The organism is Streptomyces sp. SS1-1 (genome assembly GCF_008973465.1).
In the GTDB taxonomy this organism is placed as follows: Bacteria; Actinomycetota; Actinomycetes; order Streptomycetales; family Streptomycetaceae; genus Streptomyces.
Genome location: NZ_WBXN01000004.1, coordinates 2,518,897 through 2,534,513, shown reverse-complemented (window position 1 = coordinate 2,534,513; position 15,617 = coordinate 2,518,897). Strand labels below are relative to the sequence as shown.

The 15,617-nt window shown below is 71.3% G+C and carries 20 protein-coding genes, 1 tRNA gene and 1 pseudogene; 15 read left to right on the top strand and 7 right to left on the bottom strand.

The features are described from left to right. Positions 1-57: 57 nt before the first annotated feature. A complete protein-coding gene (locus F8R89_RS12745; protein WP_151784085.1) occupies positions 58-720 on the top strand; it encodes a hypothetical protein in 663 nt (220 codons plus the stop codon). 162 nt (positions 721-882) lie between these two features. Further along, on the top strand, positions 883-1,164 hold the full coding sequence (locus F8R89_RS12740; protein WP_151788100.1) for a hypothetical protein: 282 nt from the start codon (positions 883-885) through the stop codon (positions 1,162-1,164). A gap of 156 nt (positions 1,165-1,320) precedes the next feature. Here F8R89_RS12740 and F8R89_RS12735 read toward each other — a convergent pair whose 3' ends face one another. The 3 genes from F8R89_RS12735 to F8R89_RS12725 form a co-directional block, all read right to left on the bottom strand. Then, complete coding sequence (locus tag F8R89_RS12735) at positions 1,321-1,641, bottom strand: hypothetical protein (RefSeq protein ID WP_151784084.1); 321 nt, start codon at positions 1,639-1,641, stop codon at positions 1,321-1,323. Positions 1,642-1,702: 61 nt separating this feature from the next. Next, entirely contained in the window at positions 1,703-2,053 is a 351-nt protein-coding gene (locus F8R89_RS12730) for a hypothetical protein (RefSeq protein ID WP_062666111.1), read from the bottom strand. Between the two features lie 442 nt (positions 2,054-2,495). Then, positions 2,496-2,885, bottom strand: a complete 390-nt coding sequence (locus tag F8R89_RS12725) for a hypothetical protein (RefSeq protein WP_225994379.1) — start codon at positions 2,883-2,885, stop codon at positions 2,496-2,498. A 203-nt stretch (positions 2,886-3,088) separates the two neighbouring features. Here F8R89_RS12725 and F8R89_RS12720 point away from each other — a divergent pair, with 203 nt between their 5' ends. The 5 genes from F8R89_RS12720 (at position 3,089) to F8R89_RS12700 (ending at position 6,676) form a co-directional block, all read left to right on the top strand. After that, positions 3,089-3,847, top strand: a complete 759-nt coding sequence (locus F8R89_RS12720) for a beta-glucanase (protein ID WP_413251250.1) — start codon at positions 3,089-3,091, stop codon at positions 3,845-3,847. A gap of 99 nt (positions 3,848-3,946) precedes the next feature. Further along, positions 3,947-4,537, top strand: coding sequence for a vitamin K epoxide reductase family protein (locus F8R89_RS12715; RefSeq protein WP_151784083.1), 591 nt, complete (start codon positions 3,947-3,949; stop codon positions 4,535-4,537). Positions 4,538-4,645: 108 nt separating this feature from the next. Further along, positions 4,646-5,146 carry a tyrosinase family oxidase copper chaperone gene (locus F8R89_RS12710; RefSeq protein ID WP_151784082.1) on the top strand — a complete coding sequence of 167 codons (501 nt, stop codon included), beginning with the start codon at positions 4,646-4,648 and terminating at the stop codon, positions 5,144-5,146. After that, positions 5,130-5,990 (top strand): tyrosinase family protein, encoded by an 861-nt coding sequence (locus F8R89_RS12705; RefSeq protein ID WP_151784081.1) that lies wholly within the window; start codon positions 5,130-5,132, stop codon positions 5,988-5,990. Before F8R89_RS12710 ends, F8R89_RS12705 begins: the two co-directional genes overlap by 17 nt. A 77-nt stretch (positions 5,991-6,067) precedes the next feature. Further along, positions 6,068-6,676: a DUF2087 domain-containing protein gene (locus F8R89_RS12700; RefSeq protein WP_151784080.1), complete on the top strand. Its 609-nt coding sequence runs from the start codon at positions 6,068-6,070 to the stop codon at positions 6,674-6,676. Positions 6,677-6,695: 19 nt separating this feature from the next. Here the strand turns inward: F8R89_RS12700 and F8R89_RS12695 are convergent, their stop codons facing one another. Then, the gene (locus F8R89_RS12695) at positions 6,696-7,655 is read right to left on the bottom strand and encodes a D-2-hydroxyacid dehydrogenase family protein (RefSeq protein WP_151784079.1); all 960 of its coding nucleotides are present in this window, start codon (positions 7,653-7,655) and stop codon (positions 6,696-6,698) included. A gap of 123 nt (positions 7,656-7,778) precedes the next feature. Here F8R89_RS12695 and F8R89_RS12690 point away from each other — a divergent pair, with 123 nt between their 5' ends. From F8R89_RS12690 to F8R89_RS12670, 5 genes are all read left to right on the top strand, one after another. Next, positions 7,779-8,666: an NAD-dependent epimerase/dehydratase family protein gene (locus F8R89_RS12690; RefSeq protein WP_151784078.1), complete on the top strand. Its 888-nt coding sequence runs from the start codon at positions 7,779-7,781 to the stop codon at positions 8,664-8,666. After that, the gene (locus tag F8R89_RS12685) at positions 8,663-9,442 is read left to right on the top strand and encodes an SDR family NAD(P)-dependent oxidoreductase (RefSeq protein WP_192806108.1); all 780 of its coding nucleotides are present in this window, start codon (positions 8,663-8,665) and stop codon (positions 9,440-9,442) included. The genes F8R89_RS12690 and F8R89_RS12685 overlap by 4 nt, the downstream gene beginning before the upstream one ends. A 173-nt stretch (positions 9,443-9,615) precedes the next feature. Beyond that, a complete protein-coding gene (locus tag F8R89_RS12680; RefSeq protein ID WP_151784077.1) occupies positions 9,616-10,269 on the top strand; it encodes a hypothetical protein in 654 nt (217 codons plus the stop codon). Between the two features lie 15 nt (positions 10,270-10,284). Then, positions 10,285-10,587 (top strand): hypothetical protein, encoded by a 303-nt coding sequence (locus tag F8R89_RS12675; protein ID WP_151784076.1) that lies wholly within the window; start codon positions 10,285-10,287, stop codon positions 10,585-10,587. A gap of 224 nt (positions 10,588-10,811) precedes the next feature. Beyond that, the gene (locus F8R89_RS12670; RefSeq protein WP_151784075.1) at positions 10,812-11,357 is read left to right on the top strand and encodes a YciI family protein; all 546 of its coding nucleotides are present in this window, start codon (positions 10,812-10,814) and stop codon (positions 11,355-11,357) included. A gap of 3 nt (positions 11,358-11,360) precedes the next feature. Here F8R89_RS12670 and F8R89_RS12665 read toward each other — a convergent pair whose 3' ends face one another. Then, positions 11,361-11,663: a hypothetical protein gene (locus F8R89_RS12665; RefSeq protein WP_151784074.1), complete on the bottom strand. Its 303-nt coding sequence runs from the start codon at positions 11,661-11,663 to the stop codon at positions 11,361-11,363. Positions 11,664-11,759: 96 nt separating this feature from the next. On the opposite strand from F8R89_RS12665, the pseudogene F8R89_RS36680 reads away from it, so the two are divergent. Beyond that, positions 11,760-12,080 (top strand): annotated as a pseudogene (locus F8R89_RS36680) (hypothetical protein); the annotation flags it as partial. Positions 12,081-12,774: 694 nt separating this feature from the next. Here the strand turns inward: F8R89_RS36680 and F8R89_RS12655 are convergent. Further along, positions 12,775-13,152 carry a DUF6223 family protein gene (locus F8R89_RS12655; RefSeq protein ID WP_151784073.1) on the bottom strand — a complete coding sequence of 126 codons (378 nt, stop codon included), beginning with the start codon at positions 13,150-13,152 and terminating at the stop codon, positions 12,775-12,777. Positions 13,153-13,382: 230 nt separating this feature from the next. Here F8R89_RS12655 and F8R89_RS12650 point away from each other — a divergent pair, with 230 nt between their 5' ends. Together F8R89_RS12650 and F8R89_RS12645 are read left to right on the top strand one after the other, a co-directional pair. Beyond that, complete coding sequence (locus F8R89_RS12650; protein ID WP_151784072.1) at positions 13,383-14,510, top strand: sensor histidine kinase; 1,128 nt, start codon at positions 13,383-13,385, stop codon at positions 14,508-14,510. After that, positions 14,507-15,169, top strand: coding sequence for a response regulator (locus tag F8R89_RS12645; protein WP_151784071.1), 663 nt, complete (start codon positions 14,507-14,509; stop codon positions 15,167-15,169). The genes F8R89_RS12650 and F8R89_RS12645 overlap by 4 nt, the downstream gene beginning before the upstream one ends. Before the next feature lie 224 nt (positions 15,170-15,393). On the opposite strand, the gene F8R89_RS12640 is transcribed toward F8R89_RS12645, so the two are convergent. After that, positions 15,394-15,466 (bottom strand) — tRNA-Arg (locus F8R89_RS12640). Positions 15,467-15,617: the final 151 nt, after the last annotated feature.

The window sequence follows — 15,617 nt, the reverse complement described above, 5'->3', positions numbered from 1 at the left end:
CGGCCGACGGCGGAGACGGTGATCGCACGACCCGAAACTCGCCGGAGGGAAACTCCATTGCGTGCTCCGACCACCCGGCACATCGCCTCCTCGGCCCTGTGCGCGGCTCTCCTTCTGGGGGCGGTGGCGCCCGCCCTCGCCGCCGGCCCCGACGACACCCGCCCCGCCTCCCGGACGGCAGCCACGGACCAGCGGGCGGTGCTGCGGGGGCAGACCGGTGCGCTGGCCGGACTCGGCACCGTCCTGACCCCGGTGACCCGGCTGCTGGACTCCGCGCTCGCCGCGGACGACGACCCGCTCACCGCGGCGGAGGCGAAGAAGCTCGCCGACGCGGCCCGGGAGGCCGTCGCCCAGGCCCGCGAGGAGGCGCTGGCCGAGGCGCGGAAGGAGCTGGCGGCCGCCCGTGAGCAGGCGGAACAGGCCCGCGAGGAGGCCGCGAAGGCACGCGAGGAGGCCCTCGCCGAGGCCGGCGTGGGCACGGAGGCCACCGCCTCGAACCTCACACCGGGCGCCCTCGACGCCCTGGGCAAGGCCGTGGACGACCTCCTGGCCGCCCTGCTGTCGGGCGGGACCGAGCAGGTGGACCCGGCGGCCGACGACGTGGTGAAGAAGCTCGTGGACGTCTCCGTCGCCACCCTGCTCGACCGGGGCCTGCCCGCCGCGCGTCTGCCCGGCCTGCCGCCCGCCGAGACCGAGACCGAGACCGGGACCGGTGCCTGAGGCGAAGCAGCCGCCGATTCCACGGCCCGTCGGACCGGCCCCCGCCGGGCCGACGGGTCTTTTCGTATGAGTTCCAGGAACTTGACGACCGCGGAGTTTCCGCCGAGTTCCCGTGTCGTTAGCCCAGGAGAACGACATACGGATTCACTGGAAAGGCACATGATGAAGAACCTGAAGGCTGCCGCCGTGGTCGCCGGATCGCTCGCGATCGCCGGCGCCGCTGTTCCCGCCTCCGCCGTGAACATGCCGGGGAAGGGAATCGCCGACAACGGCACGGCGGTCACCCGGAGCCTTCCCTCCGCCACGCAGAACGTGCAGCGCACGGCGGAGAAGGTGAAGGCCAATGTCCAGGACTCCGGCGTCGTGAAGACCCCGGTCTTCGGCGGCACCCTGCCGAACCCGGTCGACGGCAAGCTGCTCGGTGGTCTCCCGATCAACAAGTGACGTCGCCGCGTCGTCCGGCGCGACGCGAAGGGGCCGGCTCCGCATCCACGGAGCCGGCCCCTTCGGCATGCAGGGGGAGTACCTGAACACGCCGATGGCGGCCCACCGGAGAACCGGGGACCGCCATCGGACGACGCTGTGCTCAGAACGGACCGCTCAGAACAGCAGGCCGCCCAGGTGCACCGAGTCGCGACCCTGCTCGATCTTTCCGGTGTTGCAGCCGGAGTACTTCGAGTTCGGGGCGATGACGGCGCCGAGGACGGCACCGTTCGACCACGGGGCGATGCAACGGCCGTCCACAGCGGTGCCGTTGAGGACGATGACGCCCTGCTGCGGCTCGTTCACGACGACCGGGGAGGACGAGAAACCGCTGCCGCCCTTGACGGTGGTCGTGTCGTTGTCGGCCGCGGCGGAGCCGGCGGTCGCGAGGACGATGCCCGCGGCGACCGCGGAAATGGCCGTAACCTTGTTGCGCATGTGCTGAGCCTTTCCTGGCTGCGTTGTGGTTTTACCTGCTGCGACGCGGTCGGAGCAGGAGTCAGAAGAGCAGGCCGCCGCCGTGGACGGCCTTGCGGCCCTGCTCGACCTTGCCGGTGTTGCAGCCGACGTAGTGCGAGTCGGGCGCGACGGCGGCCGCGATGACGGCGGCACCGTTGGACCACGGCACGGCGCAGCGAAGGTCGACGAGGGTGCCGTTGGCGATCAGAACGCCCTGCTGCGGCGCGTTCACGACGACCGGCGACGAGGAGAAGCCGCTCCCGCCCTTGACGGTGGTGCTGGAGCTGGTGGAGCCGTCGCCGCCGTAGCTGCCGCCGGCGGAGGCGATGCCGGCGCTGCCGACGACGGTGCTGAGGGCGAGGGCCGTGATGACCGCGAACTTCCTGGGCAACTCGGTTCCTTCCTGAATTCACGGTTGCGCACGCTTACGAAAAGGAAACCCGTATATGCACGCATAAGTCACGGCGAGAACAATCAAACGCGCAGAGATTCCTTCGGATGGCTCAATGAGCGCGCCGTGCGGCACGGACCGCTTTAGGCTCATTCCGGGGCCGTCCGTGCTATTGGCGGAGAGGGTCGAATATGGCTCCGCTCACGGCCCGATGGGCGACACGCGTCCGGCCCACCGGCAAGGGGAGGGCCGGTGGGCCGGAGAGTTGGTTCACGGGGTGCCGGTCGGCCGGCGGCCCGTCGTCCACGGAGCTGGAATTGCGGGTCCGTTTCCAGCGTCCAGGGCCTGCCGCCGCGCTTCGGCCGCCGGGAACCGGATCAGAGTCTCAAAATTTCCGGAGCCGGCTCTCGCCGGCCCGCCGGCGCGTGAGAAGGCCGGGCGGTCACTTCTTGGGAAGCAGCGTGCCGAGTCCGGCGGAGGTCGGCGCCTTCAGCGGGTGCACCTCGACGGAACCGCTGCCCGCCGGGTTCTTCACCGGGATCGTGGGCCGCTTGGCCGCGTTCGGGTCCATGCCGTCCAGGTAGATGCCGGACACCGCACCGGACTTCTGGTCGAACGCGGTGCCGTTGGCGACCTTGCCCTCCTTGGCCAGCCGCGTCACGACATCGGTGGCCGGCAGGACCGCCGGGGACACCTTCGTCGGGGACGCGAGCCCCAGCGGACCCGTGGACGAGCCCGCACCCCCCGTGGCGGCCGACGCCGCGACGGCCGAACCGCCCACAAGACCCGCACCGATAGCCAACGCCGCAGTGGTGAAAACTGCCTTCTTCATGATTCACCTCGCATGAAAGTTCCTCTGATCCAACGGTGGGAGAACATAGCAGTCCCCCTGCGGCAAAAATGCGGCCCGTTGCTCCATACGCGTGAAATCGGTCGGGGTGAAGAATGCAATATGCAGAGGCATTCGGAGGGATTGGCATCTGGTCCGCGAATCAATTCATCGTATGGTGCCCCTAGTTCTGGTACACCACGTGCATGATCGGAAAGCTGAATTTCAGCGCGCTCGCCACCATGATCACCGAGGGTGTCAAGTTCGCGGCACCCCGGACCCCCGAGCGGACCCTCGTCTGGGCTGAGGAGTTCGACGCCCCCATCGACTGGGGCGCCCGATGGGTCGGTGACCGGACCAGCGCCTACCGCTACTGCGACCACAACCCGGACGACAACAAGCTGGACTGGCTCGACCCGCACTGCGTCACCGTCTCCGGCTCGGTGGCGACCTTCGCCGCCGCGCCGTGCGGACGCACCCTGGAGAACGGCCTGCCCGCCTGGCGCACCGGCCTGCTCACCACCGAGTACTCCCAGGAGGGCTTCCAGGTCAGGACCGGCGACCACATCGAGACCCGGGTCCTGCTGCCCTCCGCCACGGGCGCCTGGCCGGCCCTGTGGACCTGGAAGGACGGCGCCAACGAGGTGGACACCTTCGAGTACCACCCGGACAACCCGCATCTGCTGGAGCTGTCCAACCACGTCCGCGACGCCACGAGCTACCACACCGACGGCCGCGCCATCGCCCCGGACACCTGGGTGACCATCGGCACGACCTACAGCGAGCGCTGCGTCGAGTGGTTCGTCGACGGGGAGCGCGTCTACGCCGACGGCACCGGCGTCGGCCCCGACTGGTCGGCGTACCTGGTGCTCAACCTGTCGCTGTGCGCGGGCGAACACCACCCGCCGCCCTGCGGCCCGGCGCCCATCACCTTCGGCGTGGACTACGTGCGCGTCCACCGCTGACCGTGCGGCGTCGCTCGATCGGGCGGCCGGCCCGCACCGGGTCGGCCGCCCGGGTGAGCGCGGGCCGGTCCGCCGCCCGGCCGCCGGTACGGTCGCGCGATGGCCACCGACACGAGGGCGCGCGGCAGCCGCCCGTACGCCCTGCTGCTCGTCCTGTGCGGAGCGGCCGGGCTGCTCGCCTCCTGGGTCATCACGCTCGACGAGTTCAAGCTGCTGGAGGACCCGGACTTCACCCCCGGCTGCAGCCTCAACCCGGTCCTGTCCTGCGGCAGCGTGATGCGGAGCGACCAGGCCCAGGTGTTCGGCTTCCCCAACCCCATGCTGGGCCTGGTGACCTACGGCGTCGTCGTCTGCGTCGGCGTGAGCCTGCTCGCGGGCGCCGCGTTCCCGCGCTGGTACTGGCTGACCTTCGCGGCGGGCTGCCTCTTCGGCGTCGGGTTCGTCTCCTGGCTGCAGTTCGAGTCCCTGTACCGGATCAACGCGCTGTGCCTGTGGTGCTGCCTGGCGTGGATCGCCACCATCACCCTGTTCTGGTACGTCGCGTCCTTCGTCGTCCGCGCCGGCCTGCTGCCCGCGCCCGCCCCGGTGCGGTCCTTCCTCGCCGACTTCACCTGGGTCCTGCCGGTCCTGCACCTCGGCGTCATCGGCATGCTCATCCTGACCCGTTGGTGGGATTTCTGGACAAGCTGACCATTGCTGCACCCGGGGCGACACGGCCCCCCTCAGGCGCCGGAGGTGACCGCGCGGCGACCCGGACTGTTACTCGTACGAACAGCCGAACAGTACGAGGGGTGAGCCATGGAGTTCAGCGCCGGCCAGGAACCGCCGAGGGAACGGCGGACGGACACCTCCGCGACCGGTGAACCGGTGCCACGGACCCGCAGGGAGGCGGGCCGCTGGCTGCTCACCGCCGCCGTCGTGACGCTGGCCCCGCTCATCACCGCGTCCCGCCCCCACCCCACCGGCCCCGACGCCCCCGTGCCCGGCGCCGACGCCCCCTTCGACGAGACCTACCTGGGCCGCCGTATCCGCGGCACTCCGGTCGCCCTCGGCAGCCGGGCCGCGCCCGCCGTCGAATGGCAGGTCACCGTCGACGGGCGCCCCCTGCACCTGATGCGCCGCGCCGACGGCTCCTGGCTCAGCATGGTCGACCACTACGGCTGGTACCGGACCCCGCTGGAGGCGACCCGCGCGGCCGTCGACGAGCTCGGCCCGCGCGGCCGGCTGCGCGACCTCGCCCCCGGCCCCCTCCACGGCGGGCACCCGCACAGGGAGGCACCGCATGGCGTACGTGCGTAAGGACGTCAGCCGGCTGACCCGCACCGAGCGCCGCCGGTTCGTCGAGGCGCTCCTCGAGGTCAAACGGCGCGGTGAGTACGACGACTTCGTACGGCTGCACATCGCGCACTTCGTCGGCGACGGCGACCGCGGCCTGCGCGCCGCCCACATGGCGCCGTCCTTCCTCCCCTGGCACCGCCGGTTCCTGCTCGACCTGGAGAACGCGCTGCGCCGCGTCGACTCCTCCGTGACCGTGCCGTACTGGGACTGGACGCGCGACCGCCGCACCACCGGCGTGCCCTGGACCGACGACCTGCTCGGCGGGAACGGCCGGCCCGGCGACCGGCAGGTGATGACCGGCCCCTTCGCCTACCGCGGCGGCCACTGGCCCATCCGGGCCGGTGTCTCGGACGGCGAGTTCCTCACCCGCGACCTGGGCCGCTCCCGCGGACCGATCGACCTGCCCACGAAGGCCGACCTCCAGCAGGCGCTGGACGACCCGGTCTACGACGTCGCCCCATGGAACTCCACGTCCGCGCGGGGCTTCCGCAACAAGCTGGAGGGCTGGGGCCGCGGCCGGGACTCGTGGCGCAACCACAACCGCGTGCACCGCTGGGTCGGCGGCCACATGGTCGGCGGCGCGTCCGTCAACGACCCCGTCTTCTGGCTGGTCCACGCCTTCATCGACCTGCAGTGGCAGCGCTGGCAGCAACGCCACCGCAAGCACCGCTACCTCCCGGCGAGCCCGCCCGGCAAGGACAGCGACCAGTACCGGCGGATCGTCGCCCGGCACGAGAAGCTGCCGCCGTGGGACGTGACGCCGGACGACCTGGAGGACGTGTCCGCGATCTACAAGTACGCCTAAGGGCTGTCCTGGTCACCGGTCACCGGTCACCGGAAATTCGCTCGGCTCGGCCCCGCCCGGCCCACTAGCCTCCCCGCATGGCCACCGAACCCGACACCGCGGAACAACTCGTCCGGCTGTTCGCCGAGGAGAGCCGGGCCCGCGCCTTCGCGGCCGTGGCACTCGGCGCGTGCACCCCTGACCAGGTGGCGCGGACCGCCGCGCTCTCCCCTCGGGAGACGGCCGCGGCGCTCCGGCGGCTGCGCGAACAGGGCGCGGTCACCACGGGCGACGACGGAGACCTGCGCGTGGCCTACGAGGTGTTCCGCGCGCGGGCCCGAGCGGACGCCCGGCGCGAACGAGGGACGGACGAGCGGGGGACGGACGAGCGGGCGACGGACGAGCGGGGGACGGAACAGACCGACATGGTCCTGCGCACCTTCGTCCGGGACGGCCGGCTCGTACGGCTGCCCGCGCGCTGGACCCGCAAGAAGCTCGTCCTGCGCCACATCGCCGAGCAGACGTTCGAGCCGGGTGTGGAGTACCCCGAGCGCACGATCGACGCGAAGCTGCGCGCCTGGTGCGAGGACAGCGACGAGATCGACCATGTGACCCTGCGCCGCTACCTCGTGGACCTGCACCATCTGCACCGCAGCGAGGGCGTCTACCGGCGCCCGGCCGCACCCCCGCACGACGGGGCCGCGTAACGCCGCCGCCGGGCCGTCCTCACGGAAGCCGCCGCACCGGAGACCCGTCCAGGTAGGCACGGATGTCCTCCACCGCCTGCCCGTAGTACGTGGCGTAGTTGGCCTGCGAGACATACCCGAGGTGCGGGGTGGCGAGCAGCCGGGGAGCCGTGCGCATCGGATGGCCGGCGGGCAGCGGTTCGACGTCGAAGACGTCCACGGCGGCACCCGCGACACGGCCCTCGTGCAGCGCGGCGAGCAGGGCGTCCTGGTCGACGATCGCGGCGCGGGACGTATTGATGAGATACGCCGACCGCTTCATCGAGGCGAGTTCGGGCGCGCCGAGCAGCCCCCGGGTGCGGTCGCTCAGGGCCAGGTGCACGGAGACGAAGTCGCTGTCGGCCAGCAACTCCTCCTTGGACGCGGCGAGATGGACGCCCACCTCGTCGGCGTACTCCTTGGTGAGGTTCTGGCTCCACGCGGTGACCCGCATCCCGAAGGCCAGCCCGACCTGGGCCACCCGGCTGCCGATCTTGCCGAGGCCCAGCAGCCCGAGGTGCCGCCCGTGCAGATCGGCGCCGACCGTGCTCTGCCACGGCCCACCGGTCCGCAGTGCCCCGCTCTCCTCGACGATCCCGCGCGCGAGGCCCAGCAGCAGCGCCCAGGTCAGTTCGACGGGCGGTGCCGAGGAGCTGGCCGTCCCGCACACCGTGACGCCGTGCGCCTCGGCGGCGGCGAAGTCGATCACCGAGTTGCGCATCCCGGACGCGACCAGCAACTTCAGCCGGGGGAGCCGGGCGAGGAGGGAGGCGGGGAACGGGACCCGTTCGCGCAGGGTGACCACGATGTCGAAGTCGGCGAGCGCCTCCGCGAGGGAGTCCTCGTCCGGGAAGTGCGTGGTGAACGGCACGACCTCGACGTCGTCCGCGACCGGCGACCAGTCGGCGATGCCGGTGGCCACGTCCTGGAAGTCGTCGAGCAGGGCACAGCGCAGACGCACGGGGTCACTCCTTCGTCGGTTCCTCTGAGGGACTCTACGGAAGGGGGCCGGTACGGAAGGAGGGCCGATACGGAAGGGGTGCGGTGGCCGGCGGTTGTACGGTGATCATCAGGGAGGGACACCTTGTCACGACGCGTGCTCGTCACCGGAGGCAGCGGCTTCATCGGGGGTCATGTAGCGGCGGCGCTGCGGGACTTGAGGCCGGAAGGGGCTGACGGGCCTGAGGTCCGGCTGCTCCTGCGGAGCACGCGCGGGGACAGACCACCCGGGCTGGAGACGGTACGGGCGGACCTGACCGCCCCGGAGACCCTGCGCGGTGTCTGCGACGGCGTCGACGTCGTCCTGCACTGCGCCTCGCACGTCGGCTCCGACGAACGGCTGACGCGGGCGGTGAACGACCACGGCACGCGCGCGCTCGTCGAGGAGGCGGTGCGGGCCGAGGTGCGGCGGATCGTGTACGTGAGCACGGCCGCGGTGTACGGCCGGGGCCCCTTCACGCGTGCGGTTCCGGCCGAGGTGCCACTGGCCCCGGCGTCCCCGACCAGCCGCGCCCGAGCAGCCGCCGAACGGCACGTCCTCGACGCGGGCGGCATCGTCCTGCGCCCCCACCTCGTGCTCGGCCCCGGCGACCGCTGGGTGGAGCCGGGCCTGGCGGCTCTGCTGAGGGCGCTGTCGGCGGGCCTGAAGGACTGCGAGGCCCGGCACTCGTACGTGGAGGTGACGGCGCTGGCGAGGGCGGTCACCGCCGTGGGCCTCGCGGACGACGCCCTGACAGGCGCCCACCACGTGAACGCCCCGCGCCCGCTGCCGACTTCCGAGCTGCTGCGGAGGGCGTCGAGGCTCGTGACCGTCCCCCTGCCGGGCGCCCCGCTCACGGTGGAGGAGGCGAGGGAGAGACTGCGGGACCAGCCGCGTCTCCTGCACCACCTGGACATGCTGGCGGTGGACCACTGGTTCGTGGACGACGTGGTGGACGAGGACTTCTGGACCCGGCACGGGGTGCCGAGGTGACGGCCGAACGCCCCCTGACGGGCAAGGTGGCGCTGGTGACCGGCGCCGGCCGGGGCATCGGCGCGGCGATCGCCCGACGGCTGGCCCGGGACGGGGCGCTGGTCGCCGTGCACTACGGACACAGCGAGGCCGCGGCACGGGACGTCGTCGCGGGGATACGCGAGGCGGGCGGACGCGCGTTCACGGTGGGCGCGGTGCTGGGGGTGCCGGGGGACGCGGAGGCGGTGTTCGAGGCGTTCGACGCGGGGGTGAGGGGCGAGGAGGGGTCCGGGGCCGGTGGGCTCGACATCCTGGTGAACAACGCGGGGGTGAGCGGGTCGGGCCCGGTGGGGCAGGCGGTGCCCGAGATCTTCGACCGCATGATGGCGGTCAACGCGAAGGCGCCGTTCTTCCTGGTGCAGCAGGCGCTGCCCCGGCTGCGGAGCGGCGGCCGCGTCATCAACATCTCCTCCCTCGCCTCCCGGCGGGCGTTCCCGGAATCGCTGGCGTACGCGATGTTTAAGGGTGCGCTCGACACGATGACGCTGGCCCTGGCGAAGGAACTGGCCCCGCGCGGGATCACGGTCAACGCGATCGGCCCGGGGTTCATCGAGACGGACATGAACGCCCGCCGCAGAACGACCCCCGAGGCCCGCGAGGCCCTGGCCTCCCGCTCCGCCTTCGCCCGCATCGGCACCCCGGCCGACGTGGCGGACGTGGTGGCCTTCCTGGCGTCGGACGACTCACGCTGGGTCACGGGGCAGTATGTGGAGGTGAGTGGGGGGACGGACCTGTGAGCAGCATCTGCCGTGTGCCCGCTGGGCCTTCGGCCACGGGGGCTCCCACACACGGATCGCACCTCATCAGGGTGCTCTCCCTGCGCCGTGATGAGGCGCGGCGCCGTGATGAGGCGCGGAGAACAAGCCATTCCGCATCGCCCTGCAGGACCCCCGCTACAGGTCGAACCACCGTGCTCGCGACAACCGCTGTACGAGCGGCGCCGCTTGCGGCCCCGCGGTCGACCGGGATCCAGTCTGTCGAGGCCGCGCAATCGGTCCTCGAGGGGATGAAGAGGAAGGGCGAAGTAACCGACAGTCTGGTCCTCGAAACCCTGGACTCAGCCCAGGGCGCCCGCTACCAACGGCTGTTGAACAGCGGCACGTTCGATGCGATGTTCCGGGCGGCGGAGCAGAGTACGGAGTTCCGCTCCGACGACGTACGGCTCAGTATCGCGTTGGCCGCCCTGACCACTGATGACTCCGGTGTCGATGAGATCCTCAGCATCACCATGGAGGACGTCACCGACAACACCGAGTGGGAAGAGTCGGAACAGCGCGGTGTGATACGGCCCCGGTGGCAGTTCAACTGGGGGATCGTCACGGGCACCTTGTACCTGAACCGCAAAGAGACGCGGAACGCACGCGACGCCGGATACAGCGTCGGTCTGGCTGCCAGTGCGTGTTCGGCCGGCTTCCCGGTGTGCTACCCCGTTGCTGCCCAAGCCGGGGGCATCGGGATCGCCGCAGGTCGCTACTACGAAGAGGGAAACTGCGTCAAGCTGAAGGTGATCGGCCCTACGCTGAAGCCTGAGCGGCACAAGAAGGGCCAGCGTAACTGCAAGTAGAAGGGAACCGTCGCGGTGCTTGAAGACGTGCTGTCCAACGCCGTGTATGCCCTCATCCTCGGCGCCTGGCTGATGTACCTGGCGCCGAAGGCCTGGCGCCGGTTCGCGTCCGATCCTCATGCCCTCGACCGCGCGGTCCTGCGCCACGCCACGGTCATCGCTGCCGCCCTCGGCGCGGCCGTCGGCGGGACCGTGGCTCTGGCCAGTACCTGGCGCGGCGTCGCGGCGGGTATCGCGGTCTTCGCCTTCGCGAGAATCGTCGTCCCGCGGTACGCCCGGTGGCAGCTGGCGGAGGAAGAGGGGACGCGCGCGGCCTGAGGGGCAGGTGAAGCGGACCCACCGGGTCCCCGGGATACTCCGCTTCCGAGCAGTCAGTCGGCACGGCTCCCGGGACAGTTCGTTCCCGTCTCGGGAGCCGTTCGCTGCCTGCGGCCACGCCGGACTTGAGCGCGATCTACAGGTGGCAGCCTCTCGGGAGGCCGCTCATCGCAGACGCCGGTAATTTGTCTGCACGTACGGCGCCGGTGCGTCAGAGTGCGGACATGGAGTTCTTCTGCTACCACCGCGACCGGGCCGGTTCCACGACGCTGCGCGAAGAGATGCGGGAGGACCACTGGTCCTACATGGACCGGTACGCGAAGGAACTGATCGCCCGCGGCCCGACCTACGTCGGCGACACACCCACCGGCAGCGTCCACATCATCGACCTGCCCGACCCCGCCACCGCCCGCGCGTTCGCCTTCGACGAGCCCACCTACCAGGCCGGTGTGTACCGGGACGTGCTGCTCCGACGGTGGCGCAACCTGCTGGGGCGCACCATGTGGGACTTCCCCGGCGGGCGGACCGGCGGCAACCGCTACCTCGTGCTCGGCCTCGGCTCCGGGCAGCCCGCCGACCTCGCCGTGCCGGCCGACCGGGACGAACTGATCGCCTACGGACCGCTCCTGTCCGACGACGGCACCGCGTGGCTGGGCACGGCTGCGCTGCTCCGGGCGCCGGACCCGGAGGCGGCACGCGCTGTCCTCACCCCTGGCCGGTACGCCGACATCGAGGTCCACGACTGGCAGTTCGGAGGCAGGCCCTCGTGACGCTCAGCCGAAGAATCCGCGGATCGCCGCGACGAGATTGAACACGGCCGGCAGGACGAAGATGCCGCCGACGCCGATCCATAGGAGCCCGGCCGCGCGGTGACCGCGGCTCGGAGGCGCCGGCGGGATGAGCCGATCGGCCGTTCTCATCGTCTCACCCGAGGTGAGCAGGTTACGCCCGGTGCTTCGCTGCCGGCGCCCCAGCCATATGAAGAAGGCAGCGGCCACGGCAGTGAAGGCCGCCAGTTGAAGATGCTCGCCCGGTGTCCCGGCGACAGCGGCGAGCGGTACGGCCAGGTACGGCAAAGCAAAACCCCCCACAAGATCACGACCCGTGCATCACCTCACCCACGGCACAACCGTGTCAAGGGAGTTCCGCACCTGCTGCTGGAAGGCGGAGTCATGGCACTGGTCCGCAAAGGATCACGACGGATCGTCGTCGACGGCACGGCCTATCGCTGGCGGCTGCGCGGCAGACCGACGTACTCCCAGGGGCTGACCTGGTCGCCGTGCACGTTCGCCGTCGAGCACGCGGACACCCCGGGCATGACGCTCGTGGTCACCACCGACCAACCCCATCCGAGCAACTGGCTCACCCTCGAGGCTCGCCCAGTACTGCCGTCCGCCGTTGCCGCCGCTGTTCGCCTTGCCCTGCGCGCGGGTTGGACACCGACGGCACAGGGATCCCCGCTCCACCTCGACCGGTCCGCAGGCTTCACATCCACTGACCTGATCGCTGGCCGCCGATCCGGCTCGTACGGTGCAGGGACGGCCCAGTCTCACCGTGGGTTCCTACCAGCCCTCGCCGAACGAGGGTTGCAGGGTGGACGCCACACCTGACGTGAGGCGAGGATGCCACCCAGGCCGGCCAGGGTGGTGGTCGCGTTCTGGAACAGTTCCTGTCGGAGCCGCGCCCACCGGGCACTCCATGGATGCCTCGAGGCGGTGGCGCCCGGTCGCCTTTGGCGGCCGGGTGGTTGAGTCCCCGTCGCCCCAGATCAACCCGGTCTGAGGGAACTGGTCGAGGAAGACGGTCAGGGCCCGCTGGTGGGCACGTTCTTGGCAGTTCGGCGCGCAGGGCTGCCCGAGGCCGTGAAACCGGCCGCCAGTGTCCAACGGCTACGGCCACCCTTACCGGGTATCCGCTTGAGCATGCTTGCTCTGGTCTATAAGTCGTACGACGCCGCGACCACGGTGGGGGCCTTCGTGGTCGCCGTCCTCATCGTGCTGGCGGTCGGTCTGTACTTCCAGCGCCGGAAGTAGGTTCGGCACCTGCCTTACGGGTTCGATCACGGGGCTGCGCGAGGGGGGGCCGACTGATGACACCGTCCGGAGTCTTGCGGCCTCGCGGCCTCGCGGCCTCGCGACCTCGCGGCCGTGCAGCCCTGTGCAACGCTCACCCTGACCGCACGCCCGTTCAGGCGGTCGTCCCCTCCGCCCGCGAGCCCGAGCCGCTGAAGCGAGTCAGAGCCCGGTGCCCGAGGAACACCGCGCCGAGCCCCAGCGGAACGGCGACAACGGCGCCGACGACTCCGTTGCCGGTACCGGGACCGCCGCTGGCCGTGGCCAGGTGGAGGACCGCGAGGGCCGTTCCAACTGTTCCCACCACGATGGCCGCCCACCCACCGGTGCGTGCGTGGCCGGCACTCGTCCGCCGGCGGCCGACGCGGCTCAGAACCAGCCAGCCGATGGCCAGCCCCAGTGCCCCCGCCCCGAGGGCCAGGTTGGCCCCCGTCCGCCCGTCGCCGATGATCCCGCCCTCGGCGGCCGCGATCAGTACTGCTGAGGCGCTCATGACGCCCTCCTTCGCTTTTGCTCCTCGCCGGTACGGCCGGATGTCCCTCACAGCGTGCTCGCCGCTCGCCGGCGGGTCGTCCAGCAGGCGCGGGCACTTTCCGCTGCCGCCGCCGCGGCATCCGGCTACCGCACCGGCGGCAGGCAGCGGTCGGCTACCGCATCGGTGGTAGCCGACCGCTCGTCCGTGAGCCGGACTCGCTCACCACCCCATCCCGTTACGGTGCATCCATGAAGAGAGGACGGTTCGCTGTCCCAGCCGGCGTCACCGACGGGGCGACCGCCCTGGCCGTGGCGGCGCTGATGCTCGGCACCGGGCTGTCCGGGCCACACCCGTCCGGGGGACGTGAGCTGCTCGGTTCCGTACTGCTGGCGGCCGGAGGTCTGGCACTGGGCGCGCGCCGCCGGGCGCCGCTGGTGGTCCTGGCCATCACGGGACTGTGCGCGGTGGGCTACCTCGGGGCCGGGTTCGAGGCGCTCGCCGTCTCCTACCTGGTCGCCGTCTACACCTCCGTACGAGCCGGGCACCGCTCCGTCACCCTGGCTGTCTCCGTAGGCCTGCTGATCGCGCTCCACCTCACGGCCGGGTTCTCCCACGACTGGGTCGCACGCGAGGTCGTGACGCAGGCCCGGCACACCCTGGAACTGGCCTGGCTGATCGCCGCCTTCGCCGCCGGAGAGGCGGTGCGACAGGCCGAACGGCGAGCGGACGAAGCCGAGCGAACCCGCGAGGAGACCGCGCTCCGCCGTGCCGACGAGGAGCGGTTGCGCATCGCGCGCGAGCTCCACGACTCGCTCACCCACCAGATCTCGGTGATCAAGGTGCAGTCCGAGGTGGCCGTCCACGTGGCCCGGCGCCGGGGCGAGCAGGTGCCAGAGACCCTGCTCGCGATCCAGCAGGCCGGCCGGGAGGCGAGCCGGGAGCTACGAGCGACCCTCGAGGCACTCCGTGACGACGACACCGCCCCGCCCCCAGGACTCGACCACGTCCCCGACCTGGTGAAAAGCTTCCAAGGGACCGGGCTGGAGACGACGCTGACCGTCGAAGGGCATCCGCGCGCGGTGCCGGACGCCGTGAGCCGCACCGCGTACCGGATCGTCCAGGAGTCGCTCACCAACGTCGCCCGGCACGCCTCCGCCACCACGGCCGCGGTGCTCATCGACTACCGGCCGGACGGCCTCCGAGTCCAGGTCGACGACGACGGAAGGAGCACCGTGCACCCGGCACCGACTCCTGGCCTCGGACTGCTCGGCATGCGCGAACGCGTCTCGGCCCTCGGCGGCCGCCTGCGCGCCGAACCGCGCGGCGCGGGCGGCTTCACCGTCCAGGCGGAACTCCCCACGGAGGAAGCGCCGTGATCAGAGTCCTCCTCATCGATGACCAGCCGCTCATCCGCAGCGGGTTCCGCGCGCTGCTCGACCTCGAGGACGACATCGAGGTGGTGGGCGAGGCAGCCGACGGGGGCGAGGGCCTCGCGCTCGTCAAGGAACTACTGCCCGACGTCGCGCTCATCGACATCCGGATGCCCTCCATGGACGGCATCGAAGCCACACGGCGCATCGCCGCGGACCCCGCGCTGGCCGGCGTACACGTCGTCATGCTGACCAACTACGGCATGGACGAGTACGTCTTCGACGCGCTGCGGGCGGGTGCCGCCGGCTTCCTGGTCAAGGACGTCCTGCCGGAGGACTTCGTGCACGCCGTACGCGTGGCGTCCCGCGGCGACGCGCTGCTCGCGCCCGCCCTCACCCGCAAGCTCATCGGCCGGTACATCACCCAGCCGCCGCCCACGCGCCTCGGCAAGGGGCTGGAGATCCTCACCGGCCGCGAACGCGAGGCCGTCGCCCTGGCCGCACAGGGCCTGTCGAACACCGAGATCGCCGACCACCTGTTCATCAGCCCGGCGACCGCGAAGACGCACATCAACCGTGCCATGACCAAACTCCACGCCCGCGACCGCGCCCAACTGGTGGTCCTGGCCTACGAGTCAGGCCTGGTGACTCCCCGCGGCTCGTGACCCGCCCGGCCGTGGAACGTGGAGGGCTGCTGGGGGACGTGAGCCTGCCGATGTCGATGCCGATGCGGAAGCCGATGCCGACGATCAGTGCTGCGAACAGGTGATCCACCCGGACAGCAGCTCCGGAAGAGGCGGCGCGAAGCCGCGGAGGTCTGCCCGACGCAGTGCTGCCACACCCGCCCTGAACAGCAAAAACGCCCTCCCGAGGGAGGGCGGAGACTGGGCGCCCCCGGCAGGACTCGAACCTGCGGCCAAGCGCTTAGAAGGCGCCTGCTCTATCCACTGAGCTACGGGGGCCGGTTGTGGTGGCCTCGTTCGTGGTGCCCGGGTGTGGGCCGTTCCGTGACGTTGCCGGGGACAAGGATAGGGCTCCCGCATCCGTGTCCCTGCCGCTTCGCCTCCGTGGCTCGATGTGGAGGTTCGGTGAAGCGGTCCTGATAATCGCAGG

Coding starts and splice junctions, on each gene's coding strand:
- F8R89_RS12740 (WP_151788100.1), top strand. CDS start 883: ATGAAGAACCTGAAGGCTGCCGCCGTGGTCGCCGGATCGCTCGCGATC.
- F8R89_RS12735 (WP_151784084.1), bottom strand. CDS start 1,641: ATGCGCAACAAGGTTACGGCCATTTCCGCGGTCGCCGCGGGCATCGTC.
- F8R89_RS12725 (WP_225994379.1), bottom strand. CDS start 2,885: ATGAAGAAGGCAGTTTTCACCACTGCGGCGTTGGCTATCGGTGCGGGT.
- F8R89_RS12720 (WP_413251250.1), top strand. CDS start 3,089: ATGATCGGAAAGCTGAATTTCAGCGCGCTCGCCACCATGATCACCGAG.
- F8R89_RS12715 (WP_151784083.1), top strand. CDS start 3,947: ATGGCCACCGACACGAGGGCGCGCGGCAGCCGCCCGTACGCCCTGCTG.
- F8R89_RS12710 (WP_151784082.1), top strand. CDS start 4,646: ATGGAGTTCAGCGCCGGCCAGGAACCGCCGAGGGAACGGCGGACGGAC.
- F8R89_RS12705 (WP_151784081.1), top strand. CDS start 5,130: ATGGCGTACGTGCGTAAGGACGTCAGCCGGCTGACCCGCACCGAGCGC.
- F8R89_RS12700 (WP_151784080.1), top strand. CDS start 6,068: ATGGCCACCGAACCCGACACCGCGGAACAACTCGTCCGGCTGTTCGCC.
- F8R89_RS12670 (WP_151784075.1), top strand. CDS start 10,812: ATGGAGTTCTTCTGCTACCACCGCGACCGGGCCGGTTCCACGACGCTG.
- F8R89_RS12655 (WP_151784073.1), bottom strand. CDS start 13,152: ATGAGCGCCTCAGCAGTACTGATCGCGGCCGCCGAGGGCGGGATCATC.
- F8R89_RS12650 (WP_151784072.1), top strand. CDS start 13,383: ATGAAGAGAGGACGGTTCGCTGTCCCAGCCGGCGTCACCGACGGGGCG.